The organism is Streptomyces sp. H27-C3 (assembly GCF_030063415.1).
Classification (GTDB): domain Bacteria; phylum Actinomycetota; class Actinomycetes; order Streptomycetales; family Streptomycetaceae; genus Streptomyces.
This window is the reverse complement of the sequence record NZ_JASITA010000044.1, coordinates 24,450-41,543: the sequence shown is the minus strand read 5'-3', so window position 1 is coordinate 41,543 and position 17,094 is coordinate 24,450. Positions and strand designations below refer to the sequence as shown.

Here is a 17,094-nt window from a genome sequence, read left to right as displayed (position 1 = left end):
CGATCGCAGGGGGTACGGGCCTTCGGGTGTTCCGGGGGTCAGGCCACCCAGGTCACGCGCTCGCTCCTGCGAGGGCGTCGGCCAAGAGCGCGGTGACATCAGCGACGTACGGGTCGGCGTAGCTCTCGTGGTCGCTGACGTCGAACAGCGCGTCCTTCGCGGTGACCGTGAATCCGGGGATGACGGTGGCCGCCCGGCTCGCGAGGTCGGTGTTGAGACGGCCGGCGTCGTGGGAGGCGACCCAGGTCTGGAAGTACGGCCCAAGGCGCAGCAGCGTGTGGCCGGTGCCGTCGGTGCGGCGGGCTTCGACGTGGACGCCGTAGTGGGCGGGGGTCATGCCGACGTCGTCGGGTAGGGGGAGGCCGGCGGAGGCGTGGGTGAGCATCGCGTAGGCCGGCTGCCAGGTCCCGAGGATTGTGGTCGTCTCGCAGCGCAGCCAGCCTCGGTTGGTGTAGCCGAGCTGGTGGCCGTGGAGGTAGGCAGCGGCGTGTGGGGTGTCGGGGTGGACCAGGGCGACGGCGATCGTCTCGGTGCCGTGGTCGTCGCCGGGGCGGGGGTGCGCGCGCTCGATGAACGGGCCGACCCGCACGGCGACGTCCCGGGCGAGGTCGGGCGTCCAGGGCTCGGGGTTGCGGACGGCGGCGAGCATCGCGCGGAACCTGTCGACGACGGCCTGGTCCTCGGGGGAGACCGCGTTGGATGTGGTGGCGCAGCTGCTGAACATGCGACGGATCATCGGGCGGTCTCCTGCTCGGGGTGGGCGGGGCGGGTGCTGGCGGGTGCCTTGAGGACGCGCGGCAGGTGTGCGTGGAGATGCTCGATTTCGACCTGTCGGCCACGGTCGCGGAGTTCGCGGGCAAGGATTTCGGTGAGGCCGCATGCCCTGTGCTTGCCGCCTGCGCACCCGATCGCAATGCGGCGGGGGCCGGCGGGCAGGTCGGCGTAGTCGGCGAGGTTGGCGATCAGTTCGCGGGCGCCGGGGGTGTTGAGGACGACGTCCTGGACGCGGGGGTGGTGGCCGTCGAGGTTGAGGATGTCGCGGGCGGCGGCGGGGTCGCGGAGCCGGTCGCGGACGTCTTCGATCCGGTCGGCGGCGGGCGGGACGGGGGAGCCGTCCGGGCCGGTGGGCAGGTGGAGGTAGCCGAAGCTGGTCAGGCGGATCGGGTGCATGAGGACGTCTCCAGGTCGTGGGTGGCGGGGCGGGGCTGGGGGAGGGCTGGCTGTGGGTCCGGGCGGAGCTCGGTCACCGGCGGGAGCCACTGGTGGGCGCAGTGCCGGCAGCGGTGGCAGTTGCTCCATCCGGTGCGGTTGGGCCTCCTGGTGAACCGTGTCGAGCGGCTGGTGCGGGTGCAGGCCGGGCACCGGGACGGGGTCGCTATGTCTTCCCGCTCCAGCCACTCGATGGCGATGAAGGTGGCGGGCTGGGCGGTGGGTGCGTCGGGGTCGGCGTCGTTGACGTACCAGGGGCAGTCGCCGTCGCTTCCCGCCCTGACGGCCTGGATGTAGGTGCGCCTGGTGCCGAAGGTGAGCAGGTCGGCGAGTTCGTTGGTGGGCACGATGAGCTCTCCGAGGACCCGCCGGTGGTAGGCGCTGGTGACGGCGAGTACGGCGCGGTCGGTGAGGTGGCCCAGGGTCAGGAGGCGGTCGCTCTCCTCGCCCAGGGCGGCGGCCGGGATGCCGTGCAGGTGGTCGAAGCCGGGCTCGGTGCCGGACAGGGTGAACGGCTCGCCGGGTGCGGCGTCGGTGAAGGCGGTCACGGGGGGGGATCTCCTCGAGTTGAGGGGTGGCGCCGGGGCGGCCGGGCTCGTGGCCGGCGGCCGCCCCGGGCCGTACATGGGTGAAGCGGCCCGCCGCGGGGGCGGGCCGCTTCGGGTGCCGTGCTGATCGCGGCGGCGGTCAGCTGCTGGCGGGGGTGTCCATGCGCAGTTCGGCCAGGGCGATCCCGACCGTGGCGCAGGACCCGGAGCAGAACGCGCGGGCGGGCATGGTGGAGCCCTGGACGTGGATGCGGACCCAGCCGCGGCGCTGCACGCTGCGGCCCGCGACTTCCTGGCCGCATCCGTCGACGGGGCAGTCGCCCGGCGCCAGGATCCGGCGTCCGGGCTGGGAGCCGGACGCGGCGGTGACGTACTGCCCGCCGTACCACTCCCGCTGCTTCTGCGAGCGCTCCGGCACCGGCTTGCTGGTGCGCTGCGCCTCACGGACAGCGGCCAGACAGCCGCACTCCTCGGTCGCGGCGACCTTGCGGTAGGTGTGCTGCCGGTAGCCGCGCATACTGCCGTGGTCGATCCCGGCTTCCTGTCCGATGACGCTCACCGCGCCACCCCCTTCGAAGCGGTGAAGGCGATGGCCGCGTTCACGATGTCGGCGTGGTCGAACGCCAGCGGCGGCAGCGCGTCCAGGGGCCACCAGCGGGCGGCGCGGGCGTCGTCCCCGGCCGTGACCGGGGTGTCGGCGGGGACGACGGCCACGTAGGCAACGGTGACGTACCGGCCGCGCGGGTCGCGGTCGGGCGCGTCCCACACGCCGACCTGACGCAGGCTGTCGGCGGTCACGCGGAGGCCGGTCTCTTCCTCGAGTTCGCGGACGGCGGCATCACGGTTGGTTTCCGAGCGATCCACGTGGCCACCGGCGAGGGCCCATTCGCCCTCGTGCGGCGGCCAGCCCCGCTCGATCAGCAGGACGTCGCCGCCGGGGGTCAGGGCGACCACGTCGGCGGTGTAGCGGATGGTCTCGGGCTCGGGCTCGGTCTCGGTCATGTTCGCCTCTCGGTTGGGCGGGCTATCGGGTGGTGGTGACCACGAGGAACTGGTCGGCGTCCAGGTCCATCACGACGTGGGCGTCGTGGCCCTGGGCGCGCTGGGCAGCGGCGCATTCGTCGGCGGGCCAGGAGCCGCGGGGATGGCCGGCGGGGAATCGCTCCAGGACGGTGCGGGAGGGTGCGGCGGTGGTCATCGGTCGTCACCGCCGTGCACGCGCTCGTGGATGTCGATCAGGGTGGCGATGGCGTCCGGGTTGTCCGCGAGGCCGACCCACTTCCCGCGCGCGGTGAAGACCGGCACGGCGTCGGTGTCGGCGTCGAAGATGACGACGTAGTCGCCGAACCTGTCGAGCACCATCTCGCGCAGGGCCGGGACCAGGGCGGTGCCGAGGACCTCGAGGACGTCCACGGTGAGCCGGGCGGGCTCGCCAGGCGTCCGGGGCTGGGCCAGGGTGCCGGTGACGCGCAGCAGGTCGCTGGGCTGTACGCCGTTCAGCAGCTCGTGGACGATCCCGTCGTCCGTGGCGGTGCAGGAGACGACGGTGTCGGGGGCGTCCTCGGGGAGGGTGTCCGCGTCGACGGGACGGACGGTCAGGTCGAACATCGCGGTGCCGTGCGGGCCGGGGGCGGGGATGGCGTCGACCCAGCCGTCGACGGTGCAGTGCTTGGTGTCCATCAGCTGGCCTCCGCCAGGGTCTTGGTGGTGCGCGGCGAGCGGGGTCGGGGGGTGTACTGCGCGCGGAGCAGGAGCTCGCAGTTGCGGCGCTGCTGCTCCGGGGTGATCGGCCGGGGCTTGGGGCCCTGGCGGTGCCAGAGCGGGGAAGCGGGCGGCTCGGGGTAGGCGAGGGTGGGATCGACGTCGTCCTGCGGAGTGCTGCTCATGGGAGCCTCCGGGCGGGTGGGTCAGGCGTGGTTGTCGTCGCGCCGGCGCTTGGGCTGGGTGTCGGAGGCGAACCGACCGAGGCGGGCCTCGGTGGGGTGCTCGGAGATCCAGGACTCAGCGCACACCTTGTGAGCGGGCTCCCCGGAGTGGGAGCGCAGCGGTGTGGGCTGCTCGCACAGCGCGCAGGGGCGCATCTGCCAGCGGTCGTAGTGCCGGGCGTCGCGCCAGTCCAGCAGGCCGCCGGGAGCCGGGACGCAGCCCGGCTCGTACGGCGGCTCCTTGCCCGGCTTGCGGGTCACGGCCGCAGGTGCGGCAGCTGCTGGAGGACTTGGTCCACGAGGTCCTGCGTCGGCTTCCAGGCCGGGAGCGCCCCGGTGGCGGGCACCGGCAGCGGCAGTTCGTGGACGTCGGCGAGGACCAGGTGGTGAGCGTGGCGCTGTGCCCAGGGGCTGGTGCAGTGCGCGGGCCCCTGGTCCAGGTGGCAGTCGGTGAGCCGGGCGACACCGATGACCGCACCGAGGTGTAGCTCGCGGCCGCGGATCGCGGTGGCGACCAGCGGGTCGCGCAGCACGGCGGGTTCCGGCTTCGCCTTCCCGGCGTGGAGCAGGACCCACCCCCGCCAGGGCCAGTTGGCCGGCCTGTTCTCCGTGCGCTTCCCGGCGAGGATGCAGGCCGCCCACGGCTGGCGGACCGTGATGCCGCGGATCCAGTCGCCGCCCTCGAGTTCGGCGGCGCTCACGCGGCTCGCCCCCACACCGCTGTACCCGGGCGCCCGGAGCGGCGCCCGTTGATGGACGGCACCGTGACGTGCGCGGCGGTGGCGAGGTGGGCGCGGCCGGAGTGCTTGCCGTCGTACAGAGCTGCGTCGGCGGCCCTCTGGAGCCGGGTCAAGTCGCGGCTGCCGATCATGTCCGGTGTCGCGGCGCCGACCGACGCGGCGACGTCGACCGTGCGCCCGTCGTCCAGGACGAGGGGCGTGTGCAGCATCCGGACCAGCTGCTCCAGGCGGAGCGCGCGCCGGTCGGCGTTCAGCTCCAGGACCACGGCGAACTCATCGCCTCCGAGGCGACCGACGGCCGCGCGCGGGCCCGCCCACGCGGTGAGCCGGGCCCCGATCGACGCGAGGACGGCGTCCCCTGCCGCGTGGCCCAAGTCGTCATTGATCTGCTTGAAGTGGTCGGCATCGACGATGACCACGGTCGTGTCGTCGCCGTGGCGGGCCAGGAGCCGGCGGGCGCGGGCTGTGTAGGAGTCGCGGCGCAGCAGCCCGGTCAGCGGGTCGCGCTTCGTCGCGGCGAGCTTCTTGTGCAGGGCGACGGCGTGGACCGCCCAGCCGGTGAGCGGCATGGCGGCGGTGGTGATCAGGAGGGTGCGCGGGCCGAACCGGCCCGACGTGTGCAGGACGGAGTCCATACTGAGGTCTCCCTCTCGTCTCGTACGGGATGGGTGGCCCGGGGCAGTCGTCAGCCAGCAAGCAGGGCGGCTGTCCCGGGGCGGAGCTACAACTCGAAGGTGCTGGGCTTGGTCCAGCGGTAGGGGTTCGTCCAGCGGCCGGCGGTCGCGGCGGGCCAGTCGAGCTCCCAGCCGGGCCGGAATCCGCAGGCGCCCCAGCCGTCCGACCGTCCGTGGGGGATCTCGCGTCCGGCCTCCGTCGCGGCGCGTGCCGCGTCGTAGACCTCGTGAGCGATCCGTACGGCGGCGCTGCGGCTGTCGGCCCGGCCGGTGAAGACATGCAGACCGTGCGCGCCGGGCTGCTTGGTGCTGCGTATGGGGACTTCCACCTCGAAGTAGGGCAGCGGCACGTCCGTCTCCTCTCTGTGTTGAGGGGCCACTGCGACCGCCCCGGCCCCGGCGGGTGCGGGGTCCGGGGCGGCACAGAGTGCGCTCAACTCAGGCGAGGGGTTCAGCCCGCCGATGCGACGGCGGAGCGCAGGTGCGTGCGCGCCTGCGCCAGGAGCGCGTGCTGCTCGTCGGCCGGGCTGGTCAGCGCTTCGGTGAGGTAGTCGGCGGCGTGGTCCAGGTCGTCGCTGGCGTCCTCGTAGTGGGGGAGGCGGGAGTCGGCCAGGAGGTCGCGGACCTCTTCGACCAGGTCGATGAACCGGGTCGGGGCGAGGCCGCGCGTCGGCTGGCTGCCGCTGAGGGCGGCGAGGTCTGCGGTGAAGCAGGCGTCGAGCGCGGCAAAGGTGTCGGCCTTGGTCAGAACGGTCATGGGGTTTCCCCTTGTCAGGAATCGAGCCGGATGGTGATGGGGGTGCGGCGGTCGCCGTAGTCGCGGCGGGGGTTGTGGACGGTCCGGCGGTGCGCGGTGAGGCCGGCGCTCCCGCCCTGGATGGGCAGATGACAGTCGGGGCAACCGCTGGCCCAGTCGTCGTCCCCGGGCGGGAGGTCGGCGGGGGCGAGCGGGTGCGGGTGCGGCCCGTCCGCGGCGCGGCTCACCGGTCCTCGCCTCCCGCCGGCTGGCGGTCGGCGAGCGCCAGGAGCTCCGCGGCGAGTTCCGGCGCGGCCAGGATGATGCGCAGGACCGAGGCGAAGCCGGACCGCTCGGTGGGGTTGAGCCGGTCCCACACGGCGTGGGCGTCACCGTGTACGCCGACGGCCTTGAGGTAGTCGTCCTCGGTCGTGGTGGTGTGCTCGGTGCCGCACCGTCCGCATCGGAAAACGGCCTGGTCCCAGCCACAGGCGGGGGACTTGGTCGTCGTCCGCCGATCGCCTCCTGGACCTGCGTCTCGAGGTCGGCCGGTCACCGCGCAGTCGCCTTGGTGGTGGCGATCAGCGCGGCGGCCGTCTCCCAGCCGTGATGCCAGGCGGAGTCGAGGTGGAACGCCCCATTGATTCCGTGCGAGGCCAGTTTGTAGAAGCCGCCCTTGCCGGTCTTAATGGCGATCTTCTCCAGCAGACCCTTGCCGGGAACCCTGCGATCCGCGGCGTAGTGCGTTCCGAACGACAGGGCGAGCGCGGCCGCGGCGGCGGCCGGATGGACCCGGATGCCGAGCGCGCGGGCCCCAGCCCCGGCCACGAGCGCCTGCGTGGCCGTGTATGTCAGGCAGTGGTGGAGGCATGCCTTTCGGCCGTCGGCCGTGCCGTGGGTCGTCTTCGCCTCGGTGACCGGGTCCTGGTAGGTGACCGGGTGGTCGTCGGAGGCGCCCTTCACGCGGGCGCAGAAATCGTCCTGGATCCAAAAATCGCCGATCGCACTAGCGGCTCGGGTCAGTCCGAGCAGGGCGGCGAAGGTGGCGGGGCGATGCGTCATGCTGGTTTCTCCTGATCTCGAAGGGGTGAAGGAGGGGCGGCCGGCCTTTGCCGGTGCTGCGGCCGCCCTGTGTGCCCCGTCCCGGCCTGTGTGGCCGGGACGGGGTTCGCAGTTCAGGCGGCCAGCCGGTGAGCGGCGGGAGCCGAGGGCGCGTAGTAGCTGCTGGGGTGTACGGGGGTGCCGTCGAAGCACTCGATGCAACAGCCGAGCTTTTTGGAGAGGCAGAAGTAGAAGCGCCTCCGGCAGTCGCCGCAGGTCTGGCGAGCTGCCATCGCCTTGTCCAGGGCCCATTCCTGAGCGAGCGTCGGAACGCGCTTGGGCACGGCCAGGTCGACGCGGAGGAGGTAGCCGCGGGTGGGGTGGATGCACGCCCACTGCGGCCGGTATCCGCACCACTTGCAGCGCAGGATCGCGGCCGGCCCGTCGTTACCTCCGGGGCTGAGACGCATGTCCCTGAGTTGACGCCTGGTGACCAGGCCCTCTGGGACAGCGCCGCGATCGAACTCGGGCAGGGTCGCGTCGCTGCGCAGCACCCGCCTCACCTCGCGGCGGCGCCGCGTTCGGCGGCGCGGCATCACCGGCGCCAGGTGCCGGGCAGACGGTCGGGGCGGTGCGGGTAGCGGGGGCCGGGACGCTGCGGGCGGGGCCGGCCGATGCGGCGGCGCGGGCGGGGGATGAGCACGAGTGGTCTCCAGCAGGTAGGTGGACGACACCGCGCCCCGCTGACGTCGGCGCGTCGGCGGGGCGCGGGGAACGGCGGCCGGCCTGCCCGGGTCACCGGGACCAGCCGCCCCGGAGTGCGGGGCAGGCCGGGGCCGGTGGCCAGGCGGGGCGGTCGGAGCTGGGTCAGAGTGCGGCGGAGACGACGGTGAGGATGAGGGCGGCCGCGCTGGCGAGGATGAGGGCGGCGCCGCTGCTGGCCCACCAGTAGTGGCCCATCGTCTTGGTGTCGTGGAGGTCGCTGAGCCCGTCCGCGATGTGCGCGTGGATCGCGACCAGCGGGGACAGGGCGGCGTACCAACGCCCGCGCCGGTCGACTTGGCCGGCGGCTTCGTCGTCGGGTATGTGCCCGCCGTGGAGCGCGAGTCGGTGGGCCTCGCCCTCGGCGGCCAGGTCGTGGATCTGATGGACGACGGGGCTGGTGGTGCGGCAGACGGTGCAGCGGTAGCGGTAGCGGCGCACAGGGCTCGGGTCTCCCGGGGGTGATGGCGGGCAGGGAACGGCGACGCCCCGCCCGGGGTGTTCTCCGGGCGGGGCGCGGGGTCGAGCTGGTGGTGAGTGACCACCTCCGCGGGAGCGCGGAGGGGCCGGGCCGGTCAGTTGTCGATCTGCCTGCGGACCTCCGCGACGAGGCGGAGGATCTCGCGGGCCATGTCGCTGATCACGTCCAGCTTCTGCTCAACGTCCGCGTGGGCCGTGAAGCTGAACGACCGGTCGTCGCTGCGTGGTTGAGGGTCGGTGAAGGAGAACGAGCGGTCGTCACGGTTCTGCTCGGGGTTGGTGAACGAGAACGACACGGGACGGCTCCCACAGGTCAGATGTTCATGCGGTGGGCGCGCCGGATGGCGGCCTCCCACACGCTACGCACCTGTCCTCGGGTGTGGGAGTCGTTCCAGGACGGGAGCGCCGTCCACTGCTTGCCGTTCTGGCGGCGGGCCTCGTCCAGGAGGAGGTTCCCGGCGTCCTGGTAAGCGGGGGTGCGGGCGCCGGCCGCGGCGCGCAGCGCGCCGATGGAGCAGCGGGCGCCGCCGGAGTGGATGAGGGACCGCTGGACCCAGCCGTGGGTATCGAGAAACCGCAGGCCGTCGGCCAGGGTCCGTTCGACCGCCCCGGTCGGGAGCACCGTCTGGAGCACTGGGGCGGCGGGGGCCACCGCCGGCGGGGGAGCGGCGGCGCCCGGCGCGGGGGTGGGGGCCGGGTCCAGGAGCCGGAACGCCTGGGCGTACAGGTCGTGTTCGACGGGGGTGAACCCGCTGACGGTGGTGTTCGTGTTCATGCTGCCTTCCACAGTCCGTTCTCGTTGGTGACCTCGTCGCGCTTCTTCAGCTCGGACAGGCGCGGCTTGATGTTCTTCGCGCTGGTCCCGAGCTTGCGGGCGATGGTCTCCGCGGTCAGGGGGATGGACTCCTCTCTCAAGAGTTCGAGGATGCGGGGCTTGATCAGCTCCTGTCCGTCACCCGCCCCCGCAGCGGGTCCGGCGAAAACGCCCGGACCGGCGGGCCCGGGCTGCTGGCCGGCGGGACCGGTGCGCTGCTGCTGCTGCGGGGCGGGCCGTCCGTGTTCTGCCCAGAACAGGAGGTCTTCGAGGTTGCCGACCAGGTTTTTGCCGCGGACGTCGACCATCGGGGTCTGTGTGATCGCGTCCCGCTCACGCCAGGCGTCGCAGTCCTCGAGCCCGACGGGCGGCTCGCCTCCCGCGAGGGAGACGGGGGAGACGTCCAGGTGCAGGGAGCGGAACTGAACGGCCTGCGAGCCCGGGGTCAGGAGGTACCCGAGGCCGAAGGTGCCGTCCTCGGGGGCCATGACGGCCTCGGTGTCCAGGCCGGTCATCTCCCGGTCGGCGACCGTGGCGAAGAGGCCGGGCCACGACGCGGGGATCTTCGACAGGTCGATGCCCTCGGCTCCCTCCACCGCGTTCACCCCGACCAGGGAGCCCTGCCCCTTGGCGCAGCGCAGGAAGACCGCGCCGCCGCCGATGAGGAGCTGCGAGCGGATGATCGTCGAGTTGCCGAGGTCTTCGGCCAGCGGGGTCTGGGTGGCCAGAACCACGCCGATGCCCCGCTTGAGGGAACGGCGGGTCATCTGCTCCACGATCGCCTTCGCCTCCGCGTGGTACGGGGAGGACGTCGACAGCAGCATGTGCGCCTCGTCGATGACGACCAGGACCAGGGGGTCGGTAAAGGGGAAGGCGGGGGAGCGGTAGCGGGACTCGCGGTCCAGCATCATCGCGTAGGCCAGGCGCAGGGCGCCCATCGCTTCGTTCAGGCCGTCCCCGCAGTACGCGGCCAGGTGGGCACCGGCAATGGTCCCGGCCTGCGGAGAGGCCAGGATCGTGGCGATGCCCGACCGGTGGGCGGACAGGAGGATCTGTTCCAGGATTCCCGACTTCCCCGAGCGGGAGCCGCCCACGAGGTAGAGGTGGCGGGCGCCGGAACCGGGCTGGGCCAAGGGGACCAGGGCCGGGCGGGCGTCGACGTAGGTGCCCAGGCGGACGTATCCGCGGGCGTCCATGGCCAGTTCGTCGACGACCGAGGAGAGCATCGTGCCGTGCATCAGCGCGTGCTCCTTCATCACGCGCACCCCCATCTGCGAGGGCTTGTCACCGGGCGCAAGGGTGATCTGGATCATCGACAGGTCCAGGTTCCCGGCCAGGTCCTGGAGGTTGACCGTCCCGATCGCCTTGCGTTCACGGGTAGCGATCCCTTCCCAGTCCAGGGGCCCGTCGTAGCGGGTGAGGGTCAGGGTGGTGCCGGGCATCGCCCCTTCCGGGACGCCGACGAAGGCGTCCCACTCCTCCTCAGGGGTGGTGGGGGCGCCGGCCGTGATCTCTGGTGCCGAGGCCGGGACCGTCAGGTGGACGGTGACGGGCAGGGCGTTGGGTGCGTAGTGCTTGGGGTCGCCCATCTCGACCTGGGAGACAGGGACGTTGTAGACAGAGGCGATGTCGGCGGCCTTCACCCTCACCTGCTGGCCCTGAGGCAGCGTGATGATTCCGGTGAACGACACGTGGTCGTCGCCGACCTCCAGGGCAAGGTGCGCGAGGCCGGCACCCTCCTGGATCAGCTTGCGACCCTCGGTCTGGGTGGGGCCGGAGATGAACTCCTTCCACCAGGCGGTGATGAGCTGCGCCTGTGAGGTCTGCCCGGTGGTCGCCGTGGTCGCGGCGGGGAGCGTCGGGAACTCGCCGGTGATGTTGCGGTGGTGGGCGAGGGCGGCTGCCCCGGCCGGGACCGCGAGTCCGAGGGCGAATAGTGGGTTCATGCCGGACGCGAGGACCTGGTGCGCGGCGATGCCGCACCCGGTGGCGGTGATCCCGCAGGCGATCAGGGAGCGCAGGGCCGGGGTGGAGGCGTTGATGGCCCACGCCCCCGCTCCGGCCGCTCCGGCGGCGAGGGCGGACCAGGGGCCGGCGGCGGCGGACGCCACCGCGAGAGCGGCGGGCGCGTACTGGATGAACTGTGCTCGGGTCGGCCCCATGGTCCTGCTCTCCTTACGGCTGGGTGTAGAAGGCGGCTTCGGCCATCTCGACGGAGGAGGTGTCCACCGCGTCGGCGATGCCCCCGTGGTCGGACTCGACAGTCGTCTTCGCGTCGTCGGCGGCCGCGGCCGCGCTGTCCGCCGCGGCCGTGTACTCGCCCGCCGCTTCCTTCGCGGTGGTCATCACGACGGCGGCGTCCGCGAATTCGGCGGTCGTCGCGCTGTCCACCGCGAGCGCCTTCATCGTCTCGGAGGCGTCCTGCATCTGTTCGGCGGTGTCGTCGATGGTCGAGGCGAGGGTGGTGACGGTCTCGCCGTGGACGTGGACCTGGCGGGTGAGCCAGGCGAGCTTGGTGCGCAGGGCCGCGTAGGTCGCGGCGTCCTTGAGAGATTCGGTGACAGACATGCGGGCCTCTCCTCTTCTATCGGGCGTTGTAGAAGTCGCGTTCGGCGGGCTTGGTCAGCGGGGAGTCGGCGACGGCCCGAAAGATGGCACCGTGGCGGACCTCCGCGTTCGCCGACGCCGTGCGGCACGACTCCTCGCCGCCCTGGATCTGGTCGTGGAGCTTCTTGGCTGCCGCCGCCTGAAGCCCGAGCTGCTCCTGGAGGTGCTCGCACTTGCCGATGAGGTTCGCGCCGACGCCCTTCTCCGTGATCTCGGCGATGAGCACGTCGCAGTCCCCGGCGAGCTGCCCTGACTCGTCCACGAGTTCCAGGCAAGTCTCGGAGCTGGACTGGCACAGGGTCGCGGCGCCTTCGGCGAGATCGATGACCTGGGTGAGGGTCATGACCTCGCCACCGCTGTAGGTGCGGCTCTTCCCGGAGGCAGTGGTGACGTGAACACCCTTGTCGTCGACGGTCGCGGTGTGCGGAACGGGGGGATTGGGCTGCATCGCGGGGTCCTTCCTGATGCGGTCGGGGAGCGTGATCGTGGGGGGCGGGGGGATGGTGCCGGGCGGCGGGACGGTAGGCCTGAGAGGCCCGGCGGCAGGCGGCGGAGTCGGGGGCGCGGTGGGCTTCGGCGGGGTCTGGGGCGTGGTCGGCTTCGGCGGGGTCGGCGGGGTCGGGGGCGTGGTCGGCTTCGGCGGCACGGTGGCCCCCGAAGTGGCTCCCGGGGTGGGCGCGGAGGGCCCGGTAGGAGGCGTGGCGGAAGGCGAGCCGGAAGGTGCAGTACCCGGCTTTTTCAGGTAGGCGGAACGCCATCCGTCACGAAGTCCCCCGGCCCAGTGGGCACCCGCGAGCAAACCGTGATGCGCTTTCGCTGCCGCATTGTAGGAACCGTTCCGGAAGGTATCCGGCGCCTTGGTCGGAGCCCATTTTTCTTTCGGTTTCTTCGGGGGTTTCTTGATTCCCGCCTGCTCGTATTTTCCGTGCGTGTTGTCGACGCCGACGAGGTAGGTGATGGCGAGGAGCACGAGGAGTTCCACGAGCCTCCCTTCCGTAACGTTGTGTAGTTTCCGGCGGTTACCGGTTACCGGTTACAGGGCCCGCAGACGCGGGTTCGCGGCGCTCAAGGCGGGGCGGGGCGACATCCCCGGGCCCTGTAACCGGTAACCGGTAACCGACACTCGCGTACTTAGCGTGACGATCCGATGTCGCTGACCGTCTCGTTCGCCGTGCTGAAAACCGATTCGAGCGTGCTGCGGATCTCGTTGCTGAACGGCGTATACGGAAGGAAGATCCCGGAGACAATCAGCATCAGGCAGACCAGCTGCTGCTTTCCTTTCGTCTTCTTGAAGGTGAAGAACAGGGCCCAGCAGAACAGGGCCAGAGCGAAGAACTGAAGCGTCATGTCACGCACCCTTCTCGAAGGTGAATCCCTTATTGTTCGCGGAGGTGACCGCACCGGAACCAGAATTGGAACCGGAGGGCGCGGAAAGCTTTTTGTAGGCGATGAGACCGCCGCCGCCGACGAGAGCCACCCAAAGCCAGGGGCTGGACGTGATGCCGTCGTCGCCGGTGGGCTCCTGGGTCTTGGGGGCCGCGGTGCCGAGGGTCGGGGCGGCGCATTCGGCGATCTTCGAGACCTCGTAGGAGGCCGCCTTGGCCACCGCCGCCGCCCGGACCTTCATGCACTCCCGGTAGACGGCCATCTCCCGCCCGTACAGGGTCTTGGCCGCGGCTTCCTCGGTCTGCGCCCGCTCCTTGCCGGCCTCCGCCTCGACCAGGGCGTTCGCGGCTTTCTCCTGGGCGCGCGCACGGTCCTGGGCGGACTGCTCGCCCTGCATGCTGGTGACGGTCACGACCGTGCCGCACACGGCGATGGCGGCGATCGTGCCGCACACGGCGAGCGCGACGGTGTTGCGGCGTACCCCGCCGGCCTTGACGGAGAACTTGGACGTGGTGGGCTTCTCGGGGGTCTGGGGGTTCATGCGGGTGAACTCCTCGTCCCAGTCGATTCCGGACATGGGGGCTCTCTCCTTCCAGTGCTGTGAATGCGGCCGTTCAAGCCCGCCCCGATACCTGCCGGAGGCGAGGTTCAGCGGACGGGGGTGCGGGCGAGCGGCCTGCCGGCCGTGGCCGTCACCGGACCGCGCCCGGTGGGCGAGCGCGATCCGGTGGCGACCATGAGCGGCAGAGCGTCGTTGACGTCCGGTCAGCGGACCGTGTGCTGCCTGAGGGCGACGGCGATCTGTCCGGCGCGGTCCGTGGCGATGGATCCGCCTTCGGTCCGGACCGCGCGGGCGATGTTGTTTCGGTTGAGCGCCTCGTTCGCGGTCCGGAGCCGGTCCAGTGCGGTCCGCTCCAGGTCCGTGAGCGTGATGACCGTGCGGTCCGGACCGCCCTCGTTCTGGTCCGGACCGGCCACGTCCTCCAGGGCTTTTTCGTTGGCCGGTCCGGACGGGTTCGGCTCCTGCGGTCCGGGGGCCACGTCGGCGGTCCGGACCGTCACCCCGCGTGCGGCCGTCGCGGTCCGGGTGGCGGGCACGGCCCGTTGGTCGCGGTCCGGCCGGTCCGGACCGGGGCCGGTCGGCAGGTCAGCGCTCTGCGGTCCGGCCGGACCGGGCTCCAGGGCGAGCGCCGGTCCGCCGGTGCGGTCCATGGTTCCTGCGGTCCGGACCGGACCGTGGACCGCGTTGCGATCGTCCGGACCGGAACGGACCGCGTAGCCGCCGTGCTGGACCGGACGGACCGGGGCGGGACTTTCCAGCGGTCCGTGCCGGTCCGTGCGGGTCAGGGTGAGCACAGCGGGGATGGCGGCCGGTCCGTGATCGTCGGCCCGGACCCGGGGGATGACCACCCGGTGCAGGGTCAGTCCGGTCCGGACCGCCTTGCGGTCCGCGAGCTGCGTGCCCGCTGCGGTCCAGGCCCGGTCCAGCGTGCTCAACTTCGCGTCGGTGATCGCGAGGGACCAGGCGGTGAAACTGTGGACCGGGTAACGGACCCAGCGGACCGCCCCAATGGAAGGGCGGGCCTTGGCGACCCTGCCGTCCTCACGGAGCTTGCGGCGGTGGATCAGCGAGGCGTACAGCTCCCACAGCACCATCCCCACGATCGACATGGCGGCGAACGCCACCGCCTTCGGCGTGAAGTGCCAGTAAGTGATCTGCTCCGTCCAGATCTCCGCCTTCGCGTCCCACACCCGGCTGCCGGGTGTGGGTACACCGGAGGCGTGCCAGAAGTTCATGACGGCGGCACCGAGAGCGAAGATCCACGTGCTGACGCGGTAGAGGGTTCCGGCGTCGCCGCCCTGGCGGGACTGGTGGTACATCCAGGCGACGAACGCGGTCGAAAGCTCCCACGCTGCGGCGAACAAAACCGTGAACGGGGCGACCCAGCCGAGGATGTCCTCGGCAAACCCGGCCTGCCCCGTCCACGCCACGGCCATCGGAGCGGTGATCGGACCGATCACCATCAGGCGTTCCGCGTTGACCTTCACGAAGCGCTTGGCCCGCTCAGCCATGGTCGGCTTACCGGCACGGGACTTCGCCTTCCGTGTCTCCTTCAACTCCCGGCGCTCCTCACCGGCCTGGAGCTTGAGCCGCTTGCGCTCCAGGGACCGCTCAGTGCGGTCGGTGGCGCGCTTCATCCGGGCAGCAGCCTCAGCCACCATGCCGTCGGCCGCCTTCAGCGTGACGTCCGCATCGGCTTCCCGCAGCCGCGCCTGCGCCAGCGCCTGCCCGGCTTCCTTGAGCTCCGCCTCCCGCTTGGCACGGGCCGCGGCCAGGATCCGGTCGGCCTCCTCACGGGCCATGCGGGTCAGACGCTCCGCGTCCTCGGCCGCCGCCGCCCGCAGCCGGCCGATGTCCTCCTTCGCCAGCGCCTGTACACGAGCCGCATCCGCACGCGATGCCTCCAGCTCGCGGGCGGCATCCTCACGCAGCTCAGCGGCCACCTTCTCCGCCCCGGCCCGCACCTGCACGGCCTGGCCGTCCGCGCTCGCGCGCACCTGGCCGGCCTCACCCCGCACCCGCTCCAGAAGGTGCCCGGCGTCAGTGGTGGCGCGGGTGCGAGTCTCCGCCGCCGTGCGCTCCGCACCGGCCAGCAGCTCGGTGCGCACGGCTTCCGCGTCGGCGAGGACCTTCGCGGCCTCGGTGCGGACCTGCTCCGCCTGGACGGCCGCCGTGGCGGCGACCTCCTGCGCCTGGCGGCGCGCGTCGGCGAGCAGCTGCTCGACAGCCGCGCTGGCGTCGGCGAGGACCTGGTCGGCCTCACCGGCCGCCGTCGCCGCGACGGTGTCGGCCTGGCGGCGAGCGTCGGCGAGCAGCTGCTCCGCCGCCGCTTCGGCGGCGGCGCGGACCTGGTCGGCGTCAGTGGCCGCCGTGGTGGCGGCATCCGTGCGGACCCGGTCGGCTTCCTTCATCGCGTCGGCGATGATCCGCGCCTGCTCAGCGTTGACCGCCTCGGTGAACGAAGCGGCCTCCGTACGGGCGCCCTCCATCAGTTTGGCGGCGAGCACCCGGCCATCGGCCAGGATGCGGTCCGCGTCGTCGGCGGCCAGGTCCCGGAGGTCGGCGGCGCGGTCGGCGGCGTCGGCCACGACCGGGTCGGCCTCCAGGTGCACCAGCGGCACGGTGCTCTCGGGGGCGGCGGCCTGGGCGGGCATGGAGGCCGGCGTCGCCGGTGCCTTGGCGCGCCCGTTGCGGGGCTTCGTGTTCGCCGCGGGCTGGCGCCTGCGACGCGAGGCGGACTTGGTGGCCACGGGGTGTCCTTTCTTCCGGGCGCCTCCATACAGAAGGGCACCGTGGATCTACGGCGGTGGGTAGGGCCGTTGTGTCGGTGCGGGCGGATCAGAGGCAGCCGTCAGACCGCGGCGACCGCGAGGGGCCGGTGCGGGGCGATGATCCGGCCGTCGGGGAGCAGCTCCCCGGTGTCCTCGAAAAGAAGGACGGCGTTGCACAAAAGGTTCCAGCCCTGCTCCGGGTGGCTCGCAATGGTGCGGGCGGCCTCCCGGTCGGGGCTGTCGGCGGTCGGACACGTCGGGGTGTGCGTGCACAAAGAGGACGGCAGCCGGGTGTTGTCGGTCGTGGCCGTCGCGGTGTCGAGTTGGGTGCTGCTACGCATGGGCGCTCCTGCGGGGGTGCGGGCCCGAGACTCTCCCGGGCTGGAGGCGTGCGAAAGGTCGGGCGCCCGTCGTGCGGGCGCCCGACCTGGTGGATCAGCGTGGTGCGGGATGGGAGTTGGGTTTGCGTCCTGTGGTGCGGGCCGCTCAGCCGTGAGCGCGGCGGCCGAAGTCGTGGTCCTGGTTGGTCCGGCGGAGGTCGTCCTTCAGGCGCTTCTGGTCGGCGTCCGTCATCCCGTCGCCGCCTTCGCCCTCTGGGCCCGGTTGCGGGCGGCGCGGCGCTTCATCGCGCGCCTCTCGCTCTCGGACAGCCCGCCCCAGACGCCCTCCTCCTGTCGGGACTCCAGCGCCCACTGGAGGCAGTGCTCCATAACGGGGCAGCGGCGGCAGACGGCCTTGGCGTCCTCGATCTGCATGAGTGCCGGGCCTGTGTTGCCGATGGGGAAGAACAACTCAGGGTCCTCTTCGCGGCAGACCGCGTTGTGTCGCCAGTCCATGCC

At 72.2% G+C, this 17,094-nt stretch carries 28 protein-coding genes; all 28 read right to left on the bottom strand.

Annotated features, from left to right (window positions below; genetic code table 11):
• Positions 1–52 precede the first annotated feature (52 nt).
• Positions 53–736, bottom strand: a complete 684-nt coding sequence (locus QMK30_RS32000; RefSeq protein WP_267823110.1) for a hypothetical protein — start codon at positions 734–736, stop codon at positions 53–55.
• Positions 733–1,170 carry a RapZ C-terminal domain-containing protein gene (locus tag QMK30_RS31995; protein WP_267823112.1) on the bottom strand — a complete coding sequence of 146 codons (438 nt, stop codon included), beginning with the start codon at positions 1,168–1,170 and terminating at the stop codon, positions 733–735. Before QMK30_RS31995 ends, QMK30_RS32000 begins: the two co-directional genes overlap by 4 nt.
• Positions 1,152–1,757: a hypothetical protein gene (locus QMK30_RS31990; RefSeq protein WP_267823114.1), complete on the bottom strand. Its 606-nt coding sequence runs from the start codon at positions 1,755–1,757 to the stop codon at positions 1,152–1,154. The genes QMK30_RS31995 and QMK30_RS31990 overlap by 19 nt, the downstream gene beginning before the upstream one ends.
• 139 nt (positions 1,758–1,896) lie before the next feature.
• Entirely contained in the window at positions 1,897–2,316 is a 420-nt protein-coding gene (locus QMK30_RS31985; protein ID WP_283521819.1) for a hypothetical protein, read from the bottom strand.
• Positions 2,313–2,759, bottom strand: coding sequence for an NUDIX domain-containing protein (locus tag QMK30_RS31980; RefSeq protein ID WP_267823118.1), 447 nt, complete (start codon positions 2,757–2,759; stop codon positions 2,313–2,315). The genes QMK30_RS31985 and QMK30_RS31980 overlap by 4 nt, the downstream gene beginning before the upstream one ends.
• A gap of 22 nt (positions 2,760–2,781) precedes the next feature.
• Positions 2,782–2,955: a DUF8839 family protein gene (locus QMK30_RS31975; protein WP_267823120.1), complete on the bottom strand. Its 174-nt coding sequence runs from the start codon at positions 2,953–2,955 to the stop codon at positions 2,782–2,784.
• Positions 2,952–3,437, bottom strand: a complete 486-nt coding sequence (locus QMK30_RS31970) for a hypothetical protein (RefSeq protein ID WP_267823122.1) — start codon at positions 3,435–3,437, stop codon at positions 2,952–2,954. The genes QMK30_RS31975 and QMK30_RS31970 overlap by 4 nt, the downstream gene beginning before the upstream one ends.
• Positions 3,437–3,643, bottom strand: coding sequence for a hypothetical protein (locus QMK30_RS31965; protein ID WP_267823124.1), 207 nt, complete (start codon positions 3,641–3,643; stop codon positions 3,437–3,439). The genes QMK30_RS31970 and QMK30_RS31965 overlap by 1 nt, the downstream gene beginning before the upstream one ends.
• Positions 3,644–3,664: 21 nt before the next feature.
• Positions 3,665–3,943: a hypothetical protein gene (locus tag QMK30_RS31960; RefSeq protein WP_267823126.1), complete on the bottom strand. Its 279-nt coding sequence runs from the start codon at positions 3,941–3,943 to the stop codon at positions 3,665–3,667.
• A complete protein-coding gene (locus tag QMK30_RS31955) occupies positions 3,940–4,383 on the bottom strand; it encodes an ASCH domain-containing protein (RefSeq protein WP_267823128.1) in 444 nt (147 codons plus the stop codon). Before QMK30_RS31955 ends, QMK30_RS31960 begins: the two co-directional genes overlap by 4 nt.
• The gene (locus QMK30_RS31950) at positions 4,380–5,057 is read right to left on the bottom strand and encodes a GGDEF domain-containing protein (protein WP_267823130.1); all 678 of its coding nucleotides are present in this window, start codon (positions 5,055–5,057) and stop codon (positions 4,380–4,382) included. Before QMK30_RS31950 ends, QMK30_RS31955 begins: the two co-directional genes overlap by 4 nt.
• Before the next feature lie 86 nt (positions 5,058–5,143).
• The gene (locus tag QMK30_RS31945; protein WP_267823133.1) at positions 5,144–5,446 is read right to left on the bottom strand and encodes a hypothetical protein; all 303 of its coding nucleotides are present in this window, start codon (positions 5,444–5,446) and stop codon (positions 5,144–5,146) included.
• A gap of 101 nt (positions 5,447–5,547) precedes the next feature.
• Positions 5,548–5,853: a hypothetical protein gene (locus QMK30_RS31940; protein ID WP_267823135.1), complete on the bottom strand. Its 306-nt coding sequence runs from the start codon at positions 5,851–5,853 to the stop codon at positions 5,548–5,550.
• A 14-nt stretch (positions 5,854–5,867) separates the two neighbouring features.
• Entirely contained in the window at positions 5,868–6,080 is a 213-nt protein-coding gene (locus QMK30_RS31935; RefSeq protein ID WP_267823137.1) for a hypothetical protein, read from the bottom strand.
• The gene (locus tag QMK30_RS31930; protein WP_267823139.1) at positions 6,077–6,388 is read right to left on the bottom strand and encodes a hypothetical protein; all 312 of its coding nucleotides are present in this window, start codon (positions 6,386–6,388) and stop codon (positions 6,077–6,079) included. Before QMK30_RS31930 ends, QMK30_RS31935 begins: the two co-directional genes overlap by 4 nt.
• A complete protein-coding gene (locus tag QMK30_RS31925; RefSeq protein ID WP_283521818.1) occupies positions 6,385–6,894 on the bottom strand; it encodes a hypothetical protein in 510 nt (169 codons plus the stop codon). Before QMK30_RS31925 ends, QMK30_RS31930 begins: the two co-directional genes overlap by 4 nt.
• 113 nt (positions 6,895–7,007) lie before the next feature.
• Positions 7,008–7,469 (bottom strand): RRQRL motif-containing zinc-binding protein, encoded by a 462-nt coding sequence (locus QMK30_RS31920; protein WP_267823142.1) that lies wholly within the window; start codon positions 7,467–7,469, stop codon positions 7,008–7,010.
• Between the two features lie 271 nt (positions 7,470–7,740).
• Positions 7,741–8,076 (bottom strand): hypothetical protein, encoded by a 336-nt coding sequence (locus QMK30_RS31915; protein WP_267823144.1) that lies wholly within the window; start codon positions 8,074–8,076, stop codon positions 7,741–7,743.
• 134 nt (positions 8,077–8,210) lie between these two features.
• Complete coding sequence (locus tag QMK30_RS31910; protein WP_267823146.1) at positions 8,211–8,411, bottom strand: hypothetical protein; 201 nt, start codon at positions 8,409–8,411, stop codon at positions 8,211–8,213.
• Positions 8,412–8,428: 17 nt separating this feature from the next.
• Positions 8,429–8,890, bottom strand: a complete 462-nt coding sequence (locus QMK30_RS31905) for a DUF6197 family protein (protein WP_283521817.1) — start codon at positions 8,888–8,890, stop codon at positions 8,429–8,431.
• Complete coding sequence (locus QMK30_RS31900) at positions 8,887–11,091, bottom strand: hypothetical protein (protein ID WP_283521816.1); 2,205 nt, start codon at positions 11,089–11,091, stop codon at positions 8,887–8,889. The genes QMK30_RS31905 and QMK30_RS31900 overlap by 4 nt, the downstream gene beginning before the upstream one ends.
• Before the next feature lie 13 nt (positions 11,092–11,104).
• Positions 11,105–11,497 carry a hypothetical protein gene (locus tag QMK30_RS31895; RefSeq protein ID WP_283521815.1) on the bottom strand — a complete coding sequence of 131 codons (393 nt, stop codon included), beginning with the start codon at positions 11,495–11,497 and terminating at the stop codon, positions 11,105–11,107.
• Between the two features lie 16 nt (positions 11,498–11,513).
• Positions 11,514–11,984: a hypothetical protein gene (locus tag QMK30_RS31890; RefSeq protein WP_267823153.1), complete on the bottom strand. Its 471-nt coding sequence runs from the start codon at positions 11,982–11,984 to the stop codon at positions 11,514–11,516.
• 683 nt (positions 11,985–12,667) lie between these two features.
• Positions 12,668–12,883, bottom strand: a complete 216-nt coding sequence (locus tag QMK30_RS31885) for a hypothetical protein (protein ID WP_267823155.1) — start codon at positions 12,881–12,883, stop codon at positions 12,668–12,670.
• A gap of 1 nt (position 12,884) precedes the next feature.
• Positions 12,885–13,499, bottom strand: coding sequence for a hypothetical protein (locus tag QMK30_RS31880; protein ID WP_283521814.1), 615 nt, complete (start codon positions 13,497–13,499; stop codon positions 12,885–12,887).
• Between the two features lie 188 nt (positions 13,500–13,687).
• Positions 13,688–16,234, bottom strand: a complete 2,547-nt coding sequence (locus QMK30_RS31875; RefSeq protein WP_283521813.1) for a hypothetical protein — start codon at positions 16,232–16,234, stop codon at positions 13,688–13,690.
• Between the two features lie 101 nt (positions 16,235–16,335).
• Positions 16,336–16,530, bottom strand: coding sequence for a DUF5999 family protein (locus QMK30_RS31870; protein ID WP_283521831.1), 195 nt, complete (start codon positions 16,528–16,530; stop codon positions 16,336–16,338).
• A gap of 294 nt (positions 16,531–16,824) precedes the next feature.
• The gene (locus QMK30_RS31865) at positions 16,825–17,091 is read right to left on the bottom strand and encodes a WhiB family transcriptional regulator (protein ID WP_283521812.1); all 267 of its coding nucleotides are present in this window, start codon (positions 17,089–17,091) and stop codon (positions 16,825–16,827) included.
• Between the last annotated feature and the right edge of the window lie 3 nt (positions 17,092–17,094).

Coding starts and splice junctions, on each gene's coding strand:
- QMK30_RS31925 (WP_283521818.1), bottom strand. CDS start 6,894: ATGACGCATCGCCCCGCCACCTTCGCCGCCCTGCTCGGACTGACCCGA.
- QMK30_RS31950 (WP_267823130.1), bottom strand. CDS start 5,057: ATGGACTCCGTCCTGCACACGTCGGGCCGGTTCGGCCCGCGCACCCTC.
- QMK30_RS31905 (WP_283521817.1), bottom strand. CDS start 8,890: ATGAACACGAACACCACCGTCAGCGGGTTCACCCCCGTCGAACACGAC.
- QMK30_RS31900 (WP_283521816.1), bottom strand. CDS start 11,091: ATGGGGCCGACCCGAGCACAGTTCATCCAGTACGCGCCCGCCGCTCTC.
- QMK30_RS31890 (WP_267823153.1), bottom strand. CDS start 11,984: ATGCAGCCCAATCCCCCCGTTCCGCACACCGCGACCGTCGACGACAAG.
- QMK30_RS31975 (WP_267823120.1), bottom strand. CDS start 2,955: ATGACCACCGCCGCACCCTCCCGCACCGTCCTGGAGCGATTCCCCGCC.
- QMK30_RS31895 (WP_283521815.1), bottom strand. CDS start 11,497: ATGTCTGTCACCGAATCTCTCAAGGACGCCGCGACCTACGCGGCCCTG.
- QMK30_RS31980 (WP_267823118.1), bottom strand. CDS start 2,759: ATGACCGAGACCGAGCCCGAGCCCGAGACCATCCGCTACACCGCCGAC.
- QMK30_RS31940 (WP_267823135.1), bottom strand. CDS start 5,853: ATGACCGTTCTGACCAAGGCCGACACCTTTGCCGCGCTCGACGCCTGC.
- QMK30_RS31880 (WP_283521814.1), bottom strand. CDS start 13,499: ATGTCCGGAATCGACTGGGACGAGGAGTTCACCCGCATGAACCCCCAG.
- QMK30_RS31920 (WP_267823142.1), bottom strand. CDS start 7,469: ATGCCGCGCCGCCGAACGCGGCGCCGCCGCGAGGTGAGGCGGGTGCTG.
- QMK30_RS31885 (WP_267823155.1), bottom strand. CDS start 12,883: ATGACGCTTCAGTTCTTCGCTCTGGCCCTGTTCTGCTGGGCCCTGTTC.
- QMK30_RS31970 (WP_267823122.1), bottom strand. CDS start 3,437: ATGGACACCAAGCACTGCACCGTCGACGGCTGGGTCGACGCCATCCCC.
- QMK30_RS31865 (WP_283521812.1), bottom strand. CDS start 17,091: ATGGACTGGCGACACAACGCGGTCTGCCGCGAAGAGGACCCTGAGTTG.
- QMK30_RS31995 (WP_267823112.1), bottom strand. CDS start 1,170: ATGCACCCGATCCGCCTGACCAGCTTCGGCTACCTCCACCTGCCCACC.
- QMK30_RS31965 (WP_267823124.1), bottom strand. CDS start 3,643: ATGAGCAGCACTCCGCAGGACGACGTCGATCCCACCCTCGCCTACCCC.
- QMK30_RS32000 (WP_267823110.1), bottom strand. CDS start 736: ATGATCCGTCGCATGTTCAGCAGCTGCGCCACCACATCCAACGCGGTC.